The organism is Hymenobacter convexus (genome assembly GCF_030580955.1).
GTDB lineage: Bacteria > Bacteroidota > Bacteroidia > Cytophagales > Hymenobacteraceae > Hymenobacter.
Map to the genome: position 1 here is coordinate 406,318 of NZ_JAUQON010000004.1, position 11,602 is coordinate 417,919.

General features: G+C 63.0%; 12 protein-coding genes. 5 read left to right on the top strand and 7 right to left on the bottom strand.

The genetic code is table 11. From position 1 onward, the window contains the following. Positions 1-32: 32 nt before the first annotated feature. Together Q4S41_RS10950 and Q4S41_RS10955 are read left to right on the top strand one after the other, a co-directional pair. Complete coding sequence (locus Q4S41_RS10950) at positions 33-1,640, top strand: hypothetical protein (RefSeq protein WP_305031152.1); 1,608 nt, start codon at positions 33-35, stop codon at positions 1,638-1,640. Positions 1,641-1,802: 162 nt separating this feature from the next. Beyond that, complete coding sequence (locus Q4S41_RS10955) at positions 1,803-3,341, top strand: hypothetical protein (RefSeq protein WP_305031153.1); 1,539 nt, start codon at positions 1,803-1,805, stop codon at positions 3,339-3,341. A 187-nt stretch (positions 3,342-3,528) separates the two neighbouring features. Here Q4S41_RS10955 and Q4S41_RS10960 read toward each other — a convergent pair whose 3' ends face one another. After that, the gene (locus Q4S41_RS10960) at positions 3,529-4,650 is read right to left on the bottom strand and encodes a DNA topoisomerase IB (protein WP_305031154.1); all 1,122 of its coding nucleotides are present in this window, start codon (positions 4,648-4,650) and stop codon (positions 3,529-3,531) included. Positions 4,651-4,755: 105 nt separating this feature from the next. Here Q4S41_RS10960 and Q4S41_RS10965 point away from each other — a divergent pair, with 105 nt between their 5' ends. Continuing rightward, positions 4,756-5,928 carry an App1 family protein gene (locus Q4S41_RS10965; RefSeq protein WP_305031155.1) on the top strand — a complete coding sequence of 391 codons (1,173 nt, stop codon included), beginning with the start codon at positions 4,756-4,758 and terminating at the stop codon, positions 5,926-5,928. A 7-nt stretch (positions 5,929-5,935) separates the two neighbouring features. Here the strand turns inward: Q4S41_RS10965 and Q4S41_RS10970 are convergent, their stop codons facing one another. Together Q4S41_RS10970 and mtgA are read right to left on the bottom strand one after the other, a co-directional pair. Beyond that, positions 5,936-6,418: a YybH family protein gene (locus tag Q4S41_RS10970; RefSeq protein WP_305031156.1), complete on the bottom strand. Its 483-nt coding sequence runs from the start codon at positions 6,416-6,418 to the stop codon at positions 5,936-5,938. A gap of 2 nt (positions 6,419-6,420) precedes the next feature. Continuing rightward, positions 6,421-7,188: a monofunctional biosynthetic peptidoglycan transglycosylase gene (gene mtgA / locus Q4S41_RS10975; RefSeq protein ID WP_305031157.1), complete on the bottom strand. Its 768-nt coding sequence runs from the start codon at positions 7,186-7,188 to the stop codon at positions 6,421-6,423. Positions 7,189-7,350: 162 nt separating this feature from the next. Here mtgA and Q4S41_RS10980 point away from each other — a divergent pair, with 162 nt between their 5' ends. Continuing rightward, positions 7,351-7,986 carry an LON peptidase substrate-binding domain-containing protein gene (locus tag Q4S41_RS10980; protein WP_305031158.1) on the top strand — a complete coding sequence of 212 codons (636 nt, stop codon included), beginning with the start codon at positions 7,351-7,353 and terminating at the stop codon, positions 7,984-7,986. A gap of 191 nt (positions 7,987-8,177) precedes the next feature. Here the strand turns inward: Q4S41_RS10980 and Q4S41_RS10985 are convergent, their stop codons facing one another. Beyond that, the gene (locus Q4S41_RS10985; RefSeq protein ID WP_305031159.1) at positions 8,178-8,990 is read right to left on the bottom strand and encodes a M48 family metalloprotease; all 813 of its coding nucleotides are present in this window, start codon (positions 8,988-8,990) and stop codon (positions 8,178-8,180) included. A gap of 85 nt (positions 8,991-9,075) precedes the next feature. Next, on the bottom strand, positions 9,076-9,882 hold the full coding sequence (locus tag Q4S41_RS10990; RefSeq protein WP_305031160.1) for a murein L,D-transpeptidase catalytic domain family protein: 807 nt from the start codon (positions 9,880-9,882) through the stop codon (positions 9,076-9,078). A 176-nt stretch (positions 9,883-10,058) separates the two neighbouring features. On the opposite strand from Q4S41_RS10990, the gene Q4S41_RS10995 reads away from it, so the two are divergent. Beyond that, a complete protein-coding gene (locus Q4S41_RS10995; protein WP_305031161.1) occupies positions 10,059-10,436 on the top strand; it encodes a hypothetical protein in 378 nt (125 codons plus the stop codon). 55 nt (positions 10,437-10,491) lie between these two features. Here Q4S41_RS10995 and Q4S41_RS11000 read toward each other — a convergent pair whose 3' ends face one another. Beyond that, entirely contained in the window at positions 10,492-10,896 is a 405-nt protein-coding gene (locus Q4S41_RS11000; protein WP_305031162.1) for a hypothetical protein, read from the bottom strand. Positions 10,897-11,077: 181 nt separating this feature from the next. Further along, the gene (locus tag Q4S41_RS11005; RefSeq protein ID WP_305031163.1) at positions 11,078-11,548 is read right to left on the bottom strand and encodes a DUF4199 domain-containing protein; all 471 of its coding nucleotides are present in this window, start codon (positions 11,546-11,548) and stop codon (positions 11,078-11,080) included. Positions 11,549-11,602: the final 54 nt, after the last annotated feature.

Below are 11,602 nucleotides of genomic sequence, written 5' to 3' on the forward strand. Positions count from 1 at the left end.
AAGGCGCATTCGCTTTGCCTTCTTTCTTCGGAATGCCCTTCTTTTGTCGTTCTTCTTACCAGCGCGGCTGGGTAGCGCTGGCCTGCCTGGGCTTGCTGGCGGGCGGCTGCGCCCGGCGCAACTACTTCCTCCCCGACTCGCGCGTGGATGCCACCGCTCCCCTGCCTCCCACCGCCGATTCGGTGCGCGTGGCGGCCGGGCGTCATTACAGCCATCATTCGGGGGTTTACTACCTGTTTATGGGCCGACACTATCGCCCGGTGTGGGCCGCGCCGGTCACGGTGCCGCTGCTCCGGCTGGCCACGGCGGTGCCCGGCGGCCTGCGCCCCGGCAAGGCCGGCGGCGGCTACCAAAGCATCAGCATGACGCTGGAGGGCAAAAAAGACCGGGAATACGCCCTGCGGGCCCTCGACAAAGACCCTTCGAAAACCCTACCCAAAGTACTCAGGCCTACCTTTTTGCTGAACGTGGTGCGTGATGCCACTTCGGCGGCCAACCCCTACGGCGCCCTCACGGTGCCGCCGCTGGCCCAGGCGGCGGGCGTGCCCCACACCCGTCCGCGGCTGGTGTACGTGCGGCCCGACGAAACTGGCCTGGGGCCGGGCTCCGAGCGGTTTCGGGGCAAAGTGGCGCTGCTGGAGGAGAAGTACGAAGAATTGGCCTCGCGCACGCCCGACCTGGCCGGGGCCACCAATTTTGTGGGCGGTGAGAATGTGCTGAAGAAAATTTATTACCAGCCGGCCGGCTACCTCGACCAGCCGGCATTCCTGCGGGCCCGCCTGCTCGACATCTGGCTCGGTGACTGGGACCGCCACGAGCGCCAATGGGATTGGGCCGCGTTTCCGGCGGCAAGCGGCCGCACCCGTTACCAGCCCATTCCCAAGGACCGCGACCAGGTGTATTTCCGGTTCGATGACGGCCTGGTGCCCTGGCTGGCGGCCCGGCGCTTCATTGCCCCCCAGTTTCACACCTTCCGCGCGGAATATGGCTACCTGCCGGGCCTCGTCTACCAGGCCGAATTCATCGACCAGCGGGGCCTCATGCAATTGAAGCGTGCCGACTTCCAGCGCATTGCCGCCGACTTGCAGCGCCGCCTGCCCGATTCGCTCATCGAGCGGGCCATGCACCGCCTGCCCCCGGCCGTGTACGCCCTGGAAGGCGCCCGCCTGGGCGCGGCCCTCCAAACCCGCCGCCAACACCTGCCGCAGGTCGCCGATGCGTATTACCTGTTGCTGGCCCGCGAGCCCAACCTGGGTGGTTCGGCCCAGGCCGAGCGGTACGTGGTGCAGCGCTTCGCCGATTCTACCACCGTGCGGGTGTTTTCCTCGGCCCTGCACCCGCCCACTGCGGCCGACACGCTTCGATTCCAGCGCACCTTTTTCACGGCCGAAACCCGCACGTTGACGCTCGATGGGCTGGATGGCGACGACATTTTTGAGGTGACGACCACCGGGCCCGGCCGGCCCATCCGCTTGCGTCTGTACGGCGGCGCGGGCCACGACCAGCTCCTGCACCAGGGCAGCGCACGCCGCCTGCGCCTCTACCCCGACGAGGCCTCGGACCTCACCGCCGCCAAATCGGACCATCCTTACCTCTCCCGCCGCCGCCACAGCCCCGCCGACCGCACCCCCGAAAATTAGTAATTAGTAGCGCGGACTTTTAGTCCGCGAGTAAACGATTGACTCGCGGACTAAAAGTCCGCGCTACTAATCGCGAATATTGCCGGCCTGCTTCGGCGTTTTCAGAAGCTCCGCCGTTCAAAGCCCGACCCTATTTCTAATTAGTTTTTGATAACGCTTCGCTTGCGCACTTTTTTCTTGAATGCGGGTGCCCTGGCGACTTTGTTGCTAGGCGGCGCAGGCTGCGTCCGGCAGCAATTTTTCCAGCCCGATGCCCGCCTGGATGCCGCTGCTCCCCTGCCCGCAGCGGCCGACAGCGTGCGCCGCGTGACGGCCGGCCGGCAGTATGCCCGCCACGGCGGCCTCTATAATGCGCTGGTGGGCCGGCACCACCGCCCAAGCTGGGCGGCCCCGGTTTCGGCGCCGGTGTTTGCGATGAGCACCGCCAAGCCTGGCGGCCTGCAAGCCGGCAAAGTGGGCGGGGGCTTCAACAGCACCAGCCTGAATCTGACCGGCGCCGACGGCCGCGCCTACGTCATTCGCACCGTCGACAAAGACCCCATTCGGGCCACGCCGATGGCGGTGCGGGGCACTTTCCTGGTGAACGTGCTGCGCGACAATGTGTCGTCGACCAACCCTTACGCGGCGCTGCTGGTGCCGCCGATGGCCCGGGCGGCGGGCGTGCCTCACTCCTCGCCGCAACTCTTCTACGTGCGGCCCGACGACCCGACTTTTCAGACGGATTCGCTGGGGCACTTTCGCGGGCAGTTGGCTTATCTGGAAGAAAAGGTGGCCCAGGCGCCCCAGCTTCCCACGCCAGCGGCGGTTGTCAATAGCACCAAGGCTTTTGGCAGCGTATTCGACAGCCCCGCCCGCCGTTTCGACCAGCCCGCGCTGCTGCGCGCCCGCCTGCTCGATGCCTGGCTTGGCGACTGGGACCGCCACGCCGGCCAGTGGAGCTGGGCCGTGGATGCACCCACGGCCGGCGGCTTCGCCCCCATTCGCCCCCTGCCCAAAGACCGCGACATGGTGATTTATCGCCTCGATGACGGCGTACTGGGCTGGCTGATTGGCCACGTGGCCATCCGGCACTGGGTTTCGTTCGGGCCGCGCTACAAAAGCCCGGTGGCCCAGCTTTCCAACGGCGAGTACCTTGACCGGCGCGCCCTCAATCAGCTCACCCGCGCCGATTTTCAGGCCACTGCCCGCGACTTGCAGCGCCGCCTGCCTGACTCGGTGCTGCAGCGCGCCGTGCGCCGCCTGCCGCCCGCCGTGTACGCCCTCGAAGGCCCACGCACGCTGGCCGCCTTCCAGGCCCGGCGCGACCACCTCCCCGCACTCGCCGAAACCTTCTACCGCAACCTGGCCCGCCAGCCCCGCATTGCCGGCACCAACCAGGCCGAGCGGTTCGAAATCCACCGCTACGCCGACTCTACCGTGGTAGCCGTGTACCGGGCCGCCGGAACTGACCGGGGCAGTTTGCTTTACCAACGGGCTTTTCTCGCGAAGGAAACGCGCCGCATTCAGCTGGAAGGGCTAGGCGGCGATGATGTCTTTATGGAGGAAAACCACAGCTCAAAAGCCCAGGCCAGACCCCGCATTCGCATCTATGGCGGCGTGGGTACAGACGAATTCCGCGCCGCCACGGGTCACGCGGGCATCCGCTTCGCGCAGGAGGCCGCACCGGCCAAGGGCGCTTTTGATAAGGTTCCGGAAGAGTAGAGCCCGGGTTGAATTTGCAAAGGGCCTGTTGGAAACGTTAAATCGCCTGTCATCCTGAGCGGAGCGAAGGACCTTATCACGTTGAAACGAATTGTTCAGGTGTTACAAGGTCCTTCGCTCCGCTCAGGATGACAGGCGATTGGCAGTTAGCATGATGTTCTGGACGCTATAATCCTCCTATCAACTACTAAGCCTGCTCCAGCATTTTCAGCACCAGATTCTCCACGGGGGAAAGCAGGTCGTCGGGCTTGGCTTCGGCGTCGTGCTTGCGCAGAAATTCGATGAGCTGGCCCGATTTGAACAACTCCACCACCTGCGGGTGGATGTAGTATTTGGAGCAGACGGTGGGCGTGTTGCCGAGGCCCGTGGCCACTTCCTTCACGGCTTTTTTAATCACCTTTTCGGGGGCTAGTTCGGGCTCTTCCTGCAGCACGGCTTCGAGGCAGCCCACCATTTTCACGGTGCCGCCCCAGGTGCGAAAGTCTTTTGCCGAAAGAGCCAGGCCGGTGTGCCGGTGCAGGTACTCGTTCACGTCGCCCGATTCGAGAGCGTGCCGCTGGCCGTCTTTGGAGTAGTACTGAAACAGGTGCTGGCCCGGGATTTCCTTGCACTTGCGCACCAGCCGGGCCAGCCGGGCGTCGTGCAGGGTCACGTCGTGCGGCACGCCTTTTTTGCCCACGAAGCTGAAGTTGACGTCCGTTCCGGTCACGTCCACGTGCTTATCGAGCAGCGTGGTGAGGCCGTAGCTGGGTTTTGACTTACCGTTTTTCTTGGCGTACTCCTTATTGCCGACCCGAATAAACGACTGGTCCATAAGCGTAAGCACCAAGGCAATTACTTTTTCGCGGTCGAGCTCCGACCGACGCAGGTCTTTGTTCAGCTGCTCGCGCAACGGCCGCAGCTTTTCGCCAAAGGTGCGCAGGCGCGAAAACTTGGTGAGGCTGCGCATTTCGTCCCAGGCCGGGTGGTAACGGTACTGCTTGCGGCCGAGGCTGTCGTGGCCGGTCACCTGCAGGTGGGTATTGGGCGAGGGCGAAATCCAGACGTCCGTCCAGGCCGGCGGAATCACGAAGCTGCCTATGCGCGTCAGCGTTTTGTCGTCGGTGATTTTCTGGCCCTTCGCGTCGTAGTAGGTAAAATGGCCGGCGCGCGTGGGCTTGCGGCTGATGCCGGCGCCTTGGTCGGTGGCGTAGCGCAGACCCGCCATTTCGGCCTGCCGGGCAGGGTCTTTGTACACGATATGCGCCTCATCTTGCGGGAGAAGCGTCTTTTTGCGGGTTTTGGGGCGGGAAGTGGTGGCCGTGGACATATATAGAACGAAAAACCCTGCCCAAAGCAGGGATGGGTTCTTACGCAAAAGGCCTCGCCACGGCTGGGTTTAAACGTTGCCGCCCGTCAGCCGTAGGTTTGCCCCATGAAGCTGCTCGATGCCCTCTCCTCTTTTTCCGAATGGACCGACCACCTGTTCACCCGCACCTCGGCGCGGGCCGGCTGGCTGCGCCCTTTGCAGCTCGATGCCTACCGCAGCTACGGCACCAGCACCAAATTTTACATCAAAGGCCGCCTGCTGGCCGACCCCGGCTTGGCCCCCCAAACGGCCACCGACTCGCGCTGGCGCAATTTCCGCAGTATGGTGCGCCGCTTCAACAGCCGCGAAGTGCCCAATGCCGACCTCGTGGCCGAGCTGCCCGACGGCAGCCAGCACCTGGTGAGCACCGACGACGAAGGCTACTTCACGCTCATCATCGAGCCCCGGGCCCTGCCCGCGCCAGAGGCCTACCTCTGGTACCCGGTGCCGGTGCGCGTGGCCCGGCTGCCGCCGCACCTGCCGCTGCCCGAGGCCGGCATTCAGGCCTCGGCTAAGGTGCTGGTGCCCCCGCCCAGTGCCGAGTTCGGCGTCATCTCCGACCTCGATGACACGGTGTTCGAAACCAGCGCCACCAACGTGCTCAAGATGCTGGGCCGCACCTTCCTCAGCAACGCCCACTCGCGCCTGCCCTTCGTGGGCGTGGCCGATTTCTACCGCCGCCTGCAGCACGGCCGCACCGGCCGCCCCGACAACCCGTTTTTCTACGTCAGCAGCAGCCCCTGGAACCTCTACGATGTGCTCGATGAGTTCATGGGCATCCACGAAATGCCGCCCGGCCCACTCCTGCTGCGCGACCTGAGCATTGCCCGGCCCAAAACCACGCCCCCGTCCGGCGTCACGGGCTCGGCCGCCATTCACTTCGCCCACAAGCTCCATGAAATCGACGACCTGCTTACCACCTACCCGCAGCTCCCCTTCGTGCTGCTTGGCGACAGCGGCCAGGAAGACGCCCGCATCTACCGCGAAGTGGTGCGCCGCCACCCCGGCCGCATCCGGGCCATCTACATTCGCGACGTGCAGGTACCGGAGCGCAGCGCGCTGGTTGGGCCCATTACCGAAGAATTGAAGGCAGAAGGCGTGACCATGCTGCTGGTACAGGACTACGCCGCAGCGGCGCTCCACGCGGCAGAGCTTGGGCTCGTCGAACCCACTGCTCCACCCCAAGCCGTGGCCGACGCCGAAGCTACCGCCCAAACCGAAGCCGCAAAAAAAGAATAAGGCGGTTTTACTGGCTGCTGTTCGTGTGGTCGGCCACCACCTTCCACTCCTTGCCAAACCGCCGTAGCACCAGCAGAAAATACCCCTGCACATCGCCCGCCGTGGGCCGGGCCAAATGCCAGTGGCCCACCACCTGCGCCGCGCCCGGCGCCAGCACCGTGATGCGCAGGCCGCTGAAATCCAGCTGGCCCATGGCGGCGGCATCCGGGTAATTTTTCTGGTAGTTGGTCAGCGTTTGCTGCCAGCCATACGTTGGGCCTTTGCGGCCGATGAAAACCAGCGAATCGGACTGCCAGTAGCCCTGCATGAAACCGGGAATGTCGCCCCGGTTCCAGGCGGCCGTCTGGGTGGTCAGCACTTGCCGGATGGCGGCAGCATCCCTAGTGTCAGTCCGTAGCACAGGGTGCGGCACTTGTTGCGCCCGGCCGCTGCCCATTCCCAGCGCCAGCATTGCTGCCAAGGCCATAATCGTCTGAAGCTGACTTTTCATGGCTATTTATTGAGAAGAATTTTGACGTAAGTGGTGCCGCCCAAGCGACGCATGTTGCGCAGCACCCGTTGCTGCTTGGCCCGCGCCACCGGCCCGGGGTTGGAGGCCCGGAACCGCAACGGGTTGGGCAGTACGCCGGCCAGCAGGGCGGCCTCGGCGGGGCTCACCTCGCTGGCGTGCTTGCCGAAGTAGCGCAGGCTGGCCGCCTCCACCCCAAAGGTGCAGTCGCCCATCTCGGCCACGCTGAGGTACATCTCCATGATGCGCCGCTTGTTCCACAAAAACTCAATCAGCACCGTGAAATAGGCCTCGGCCGCCTTGCGCACGTAGCTGCGGCCCTGCCATAGAAACACGTTTTTGGCCACCTGCTGCGAGATGGTGCTGCCGCCCACCACGGGCTTGCCCTCGGCGCGGTTCCAGTTGCGCTTGGCGGCTTTGGTGAGGGCATCGAAATCGAAGCCGTGGTGGATGAGGAAACGCTGGTCCTCGGCCGCTACCAGGGCCAGCGGCACGGCGGGCGCCACCTCGTCCAGGGTTCGGAACTGGTAGTTGATGTGCCGCGGCTCGGGCTGAATGCCGTAGTAGCCCAGCCCCACCGGCGCGTGGGCCCGGCGGTCGAGCATGAGCCAGGTAGCCGGCGGCGCCACCCAGCGGTACATCAGCACCCAGGCCAGCGAGGCCAGAAACAGCGACGCCACCACTTGCAGCAGCAAACGCCCCGCCTGCTTGAGCAATATCGAAAAATCAGGAATGAGTTTGGCAGATGACATTGGGGCAAAAGTAGCGTGGCGCGCGGGGTTTCGGCTTTCCCGCCTACCTTCGGCCGCCCCCTGGCTTTGCGCAGGCACCGGCCGGCCTAAACACTATGGCCCGGCTTTGCTGTTACCTCCCTGCTCCCCTTTTCCTTACCTACTTCCCCACCTCCCCGCTACATGGCCCGCCTGCTGCCACTCTTCCCGCTCAATCTGGTGGTTTTTCCGGGCGAAAAGCTGAACCTGCACATCTTCGAGCCGCGCTACCGCCAGCTCGTGCGCGAGTGCATCGAGCAAAACACCACCTTCGGCATCCCGCCCTACCTCGACAATTCCCTCAGCGAACTGGGCACCGAAATGCGCCTCATCAGCGTGGAGCAGACCTATTCCAGCGGCGAGCTTGACATCCGCACCAAGGCCGTGGGCGTATTTCGCATCAATAAGTTCTACCGCCAGGCTCCCGGCAAGCTCTACGCCGGCGGCCTCATCGAAGACGTAGTGCAGGACAATGAAGCCGACCCGCTCCTGCGCGACATCATCACCCGCCAAGTGCGGCAGCTATACGAAGCCCTTGGCCTGCGTAAGCTGCTGCTGGAGCTGGCCCCCGACTACTGCATTTTCGACGTGGCCCACCACATCGGCTTCAGCACCGAGCAGGAATACCAGCTCCTGGCCACCACCAGCGAGCAGGAACGCCAGGAAATGGTGCGCGAACACCTCGATACCATCCTGCCCGTGGTGCTCGAAACCGAGCGCCTCAAAGAGCGCGTGCGCCTGAATGGCCACTTCAAAAACCTCACGCCGCCCAATTTTTAATCGTTTATCATTGCGAGTGGAGCGCAGCACAACGCGACAATCCGTCCTGTCAAAACCAGACACGTTCATTTACTAGAAAGCCCCGGCACTGTGCAGTGCCGGGGCTTTTTACATCTTATGTCTTTGTCACAATCGGAGGCAGGTCGCGGAGAACAGGGCTGATTGTTTGGCTACGCTCGCAATGACAGGCGCTATTGCTTCAGCCCCGCCGGCACCCCCTGTGGGTATTCCGCAGCGATTTCCTTTTCCAGCTCGCCGATGCGGTTGCCGGGGTCGGGGTGGGTGCTAAGAAACTCCGGCGTGGAACTGCGCCCCCCGGTTTTCTCCAGCATCTGCATCACCTGAATCATGGCGCGGGGGTCGTAGCCGGCTTTAGGCGTGAAATCAACGGCAATTTTATCGGCCTCCAGCTCATCGTTGCGTCCGAAGCGCAGCGTGACCACCTTGGCAATGGCCGCCGCCACCGCCGCCTTGGCCACCGAGCTGCCGGGGCTGTTCGGGTCGTAGGAGGCGATGGTGGCCGCGCCGGCCAGGCCTTGCGTCAGGTTCGATTTGGCCACCTGCGCGGCCGAGTGCCGCCCCACCACGTGGCCAATTTCGTGGGCCAGCACCCCGGCCAGCTGCGCTTCCGAAGTCAGGTTTTTCAGCAGGCCCTGCGTGATGAATACCTGCCCGCCGGGCAAGGCAAACGCGTTAATGGTCTGGTCGTCGGCCAGCAAGTGGAACTGGAACCGGTAGGGCGTCTGGCCAGCTTTGGTGCTGGCCACTATTTTTTGGCCTACTGCCTGCACCGCAGCCGTGGCGCGGGCATCGGAGCTTTCGCCGCCGTACTGGGCGGCCATTTCCGGGGCGGCCTGCACCCCTAGGGCAATTTCCTGGTCGGTACTCATGTTTACGTGCTGGGTTTCGCCGGTCACCTCGTTTTTGGAGGTGTTGAAGAAATACCCGAAGAGGGACACCGCCGCCACGATGAGGGCAATGATGAAGCGGAGATTCAGTCGCATAGCTAGAAAGAAAAGGGTTAGGAAAAGCAAAGCCGACCGCAGCGGAGGCCGGCTTCGCGCTTTTAACGCACCCTTTCCGTTCTGGTTATTCTCCTCCGTTCGCGCGGCCTTCGCCGTTCGCCATATTCAGGCCGGCATAAGCCGCCACGGCGGTGTCCAGGTTCAGCCACTGCGAGCGGTAGCCGGCCCCAGCCGGGCCGTGCAGGTACACCACGCTGCCGCCCTGAATAGCCTTCACAATGGCCGCCGTTTCGGCCACGGGCAGCGCCGGGCAGCCCTGGCTGCGCCCCAACCGGCCGTGGGCTTTCACGAAGTCCTCGCATACATACTCGGCGCCGTGCACCACCACGGCGCGGCTTTCGGCGTTGGTGTTGAAGCCCGGGTCGAGGCCCTGGATTTTGAGCGACAGGCCGTGCTTGCCGGTGTAGGTGCTGGGCGCCGTGCGATAGAAACCCAGGCTGCTCATTTCGGAGCCGTCGCGGTTCGAGAAAGCCACCGGCACATCGCCGCCGCTGGCCTTGCCGTGCGCCACCAGCGTATGAAACAGCACTTTGGCCCGCGTCACATCAATCACCCACAAGCGCTTCTGCTGGCTGGGGCGGCTGAAATCAATGAGCGTGAGCACCGGCGGGCTACTGGCCCGCTGGCCGCTTCGCCGCAGGTTATAATAGCCCACCAGGCCTTCCCGAAACACGGGCAGCGTGAGCCCCGTGGCCCCCAGCTTCATCCGGGTATAAAGCTGCGTGGCCTGCTGCTCAAAAGCCGCCTGATAATACACCCGACGCGCCGACGCGGGCAGCGCCGCCACGGCCGCCGGTAGCGACTGCGCCGCTACCGACCCCGCCGAAACTCCGGCCACCAACAGCATGCCCACGATTGTTCTAACATTCATAGCTAACACCGAACGATTATATTTCTAATTATTCCTGGCAAGTGCCTTATACAGCATCGTGCCAAAATTAGTGCTTAGTTTCGTCAATTTATTCGCCACCCCACTGGCTCATTTTCCGCCACTTGCCCATGCCCCGGTCTCCCAGAATTGCCGCCCGTTCCTGCGGTTCCCTTCTTTTGGCTGTTGGTGGGCTATACCTGGGGGGCTGCGGCCATGCGCTGCCGAAGCTGCCGGGCTTTGACGCCACCACCTGGCGCGCCGACCCCTACGCCTGCCGCAACCTGCGCCGCGCCGCCGTGCCGGCCCTGGTGCGCAGCAAAGAGCAGCTCTACGAAGCCCGCGCCGACGACGTGACCGCCCTGCTGGGCCAGCCCGATGAGGAAGAATTGCGCGCCGGCACCGAAAAAGTGTACTACTACTACCTAGAGCCCGGCAGCCAGTGCCAGGGCCGACACGCCCGCTCCGGCGCGGCCTGCATCAGCCTGCGCTTCGGCCCGCTGGGCACCGTCACGGAAGTGCTAACCGACCCGCTCTCCCCAGCTTCAAAACCCTAAAAAAGCCCCGGCAATGGTTGTTGTCGGGGCTTTTTAGGGTTGCTGGAGGGCTAACTTAGCCTAGTCCATTGCCCGCATTGGCGGGCGCCGTAGTGGGCTGGCTGTTGCTCTGCTGCAGCTGGCTGAGTTGCGAAGGCGTGAGAATACGGCTGCACTCCTGCTCGAATTGAGCTTCCAATTCGGCGGTTTTGGCGGCGCGGACAGCCTCGTTGCCTTTATACTCCCGGTTGATGCTGCCCAGGCCGGCAAGCTTGGTGCGGTTCAGCGGCAACAGCTTGAGGTATTGGCCTTCGTTGAGGTGCAGGCGGTTCATCATTTCGCGGGTTGCAGCCGCAGCCTCCTGGTTGATGGCCTTGCCAAAGTTGGGGTGCTCACTGAGCCGGTCCGACATTTGAGCACTGGCCGAATGGGCGGCAGAAAAGAGGAAAAGGGCGAGTAGAAAGGCGAACAATTTAGACATAACAATTATCTTTTTGACCTGAAAATTTCGAGGCTTCGTTGATAACGCCCGCAATATAAAGTTTAGTTTCTGTTTTATCCTTTTTTTCTTATAACCCATTTTTCTCAACCTTGGTATAATACCAAAAAAGCGGCTCTATATAGAGCCGCTTTTTATAGACATTTTGGAAGCCAGTATGCCATTAATCAAGGCTGGCAACCGGCATGTGGTCGGGGCTTTTGAAGTACTGCATCGCCACCAGCGAGGTGATGACGCCGGTCATCGTGCCGAGCAGGATGATGCCCAGGCCGCTGATGAGCACCCCCAGGTCGGCCCCAAACAGGTCGCGGGCCTCAATGGCCGCGATGGCCGCTTTGCTGACACCACCCAATACCCAGAAAAAAGCCCCCAGCAGCACCGATGCCACAATGGCAGTAATGATGCCCGTACTGAAACCCTGGAAGTAAGAAAGCCGGTTGCGGCGGTAGCGTTTCAAGCGCATGATGGCCATCACAATTCCACCGATTAAAATAACGATATCGAGCGTGCCGGCTTCTATCTTGTCAAGAAAGCCGGCGAGCGCGGCAATGCCCGTGTACGCAATCAGGACCAGGCCCGTGAAGACGCCCATGCGAAGGCCGTTGTTTTCGGAGGTTAATTCGTTGTCAGCCATGGCGGGAATTCGGTTAGGGTGAAGGGATTTGGCCGGTGCTGTCGGCTTATTGGT

Coding starts and splice junctions, on each gene's coding strand:
- mtgA (WP_305031157.1), bottom strand. CDS start 7,188: ATGTCATCTGCCAAACTCATTCCTGATTTTTCGATATTGCTCAAGCAG.
- Q4S41_RS10985 (WP_305031159.1), bottom strand. CDS start 8,990: ATGCGACTGAATCTCCGCTTCATCATTGCCCTCATCGTGGCGGCGGTG.
- Q4S41_RS10965 (WP_305031155.1), top strand. CDS start 4,756: ATGAAGCTGCTCGATGCCCTCTCCTCTTTTTCCGAATGGACCGACCAC.
- Q4S41_RS11005 (WP_305031163.1), bottom strand. CDS start 11,548: ATGGCTGACAACGAATTAACCTCCGAAAACAACGGCCTTCGCATGGGC.
- Q4S41_RS10960 (WP_305031154.1), bottom strand. CDS start 4,650: ATGTCCACGGCCACCACTTCCCGCCCCAAAACCCGCAAAAAGACGCTT.
- Q4S41_RS10970 (WP_305031156.1), bottom strand. CDS start 6,418: ATGAAAAGTCAGCTTCAGACGATTATGGCCTTGGCAGCAATGCTGGCG.
- Q4S41_RS10990 (WP_305031160.1), bottom strand. CDS start 9,882: ATGAATGTTAGAACAATCGTGGGCATGCTGTTGGTGGCCGGAGTTTCG.
- Q4S41_RS10950 (WP_305031152.1), top strand. CDS start 33: ATGCCCTTCTTTTGTCGTTCTTCTTACCAGCGCGGCTGGGTAGCGCTG.
- Q4S41_RS11000 (WP_305031162.1), bottom strand. CDS start 10,896: ATGTCTAAATTGTTCGCCTTTCTACTCGCCCTTTTCCTCTTTTCTGCC.
- Q4S41_RS10980 (WP_305031158.1), top strand. CDS start 7,351: ATGGCCCGCCTGCTGCCACTCTTCCCGCTCAATCTGGTGGTTTTTCCG.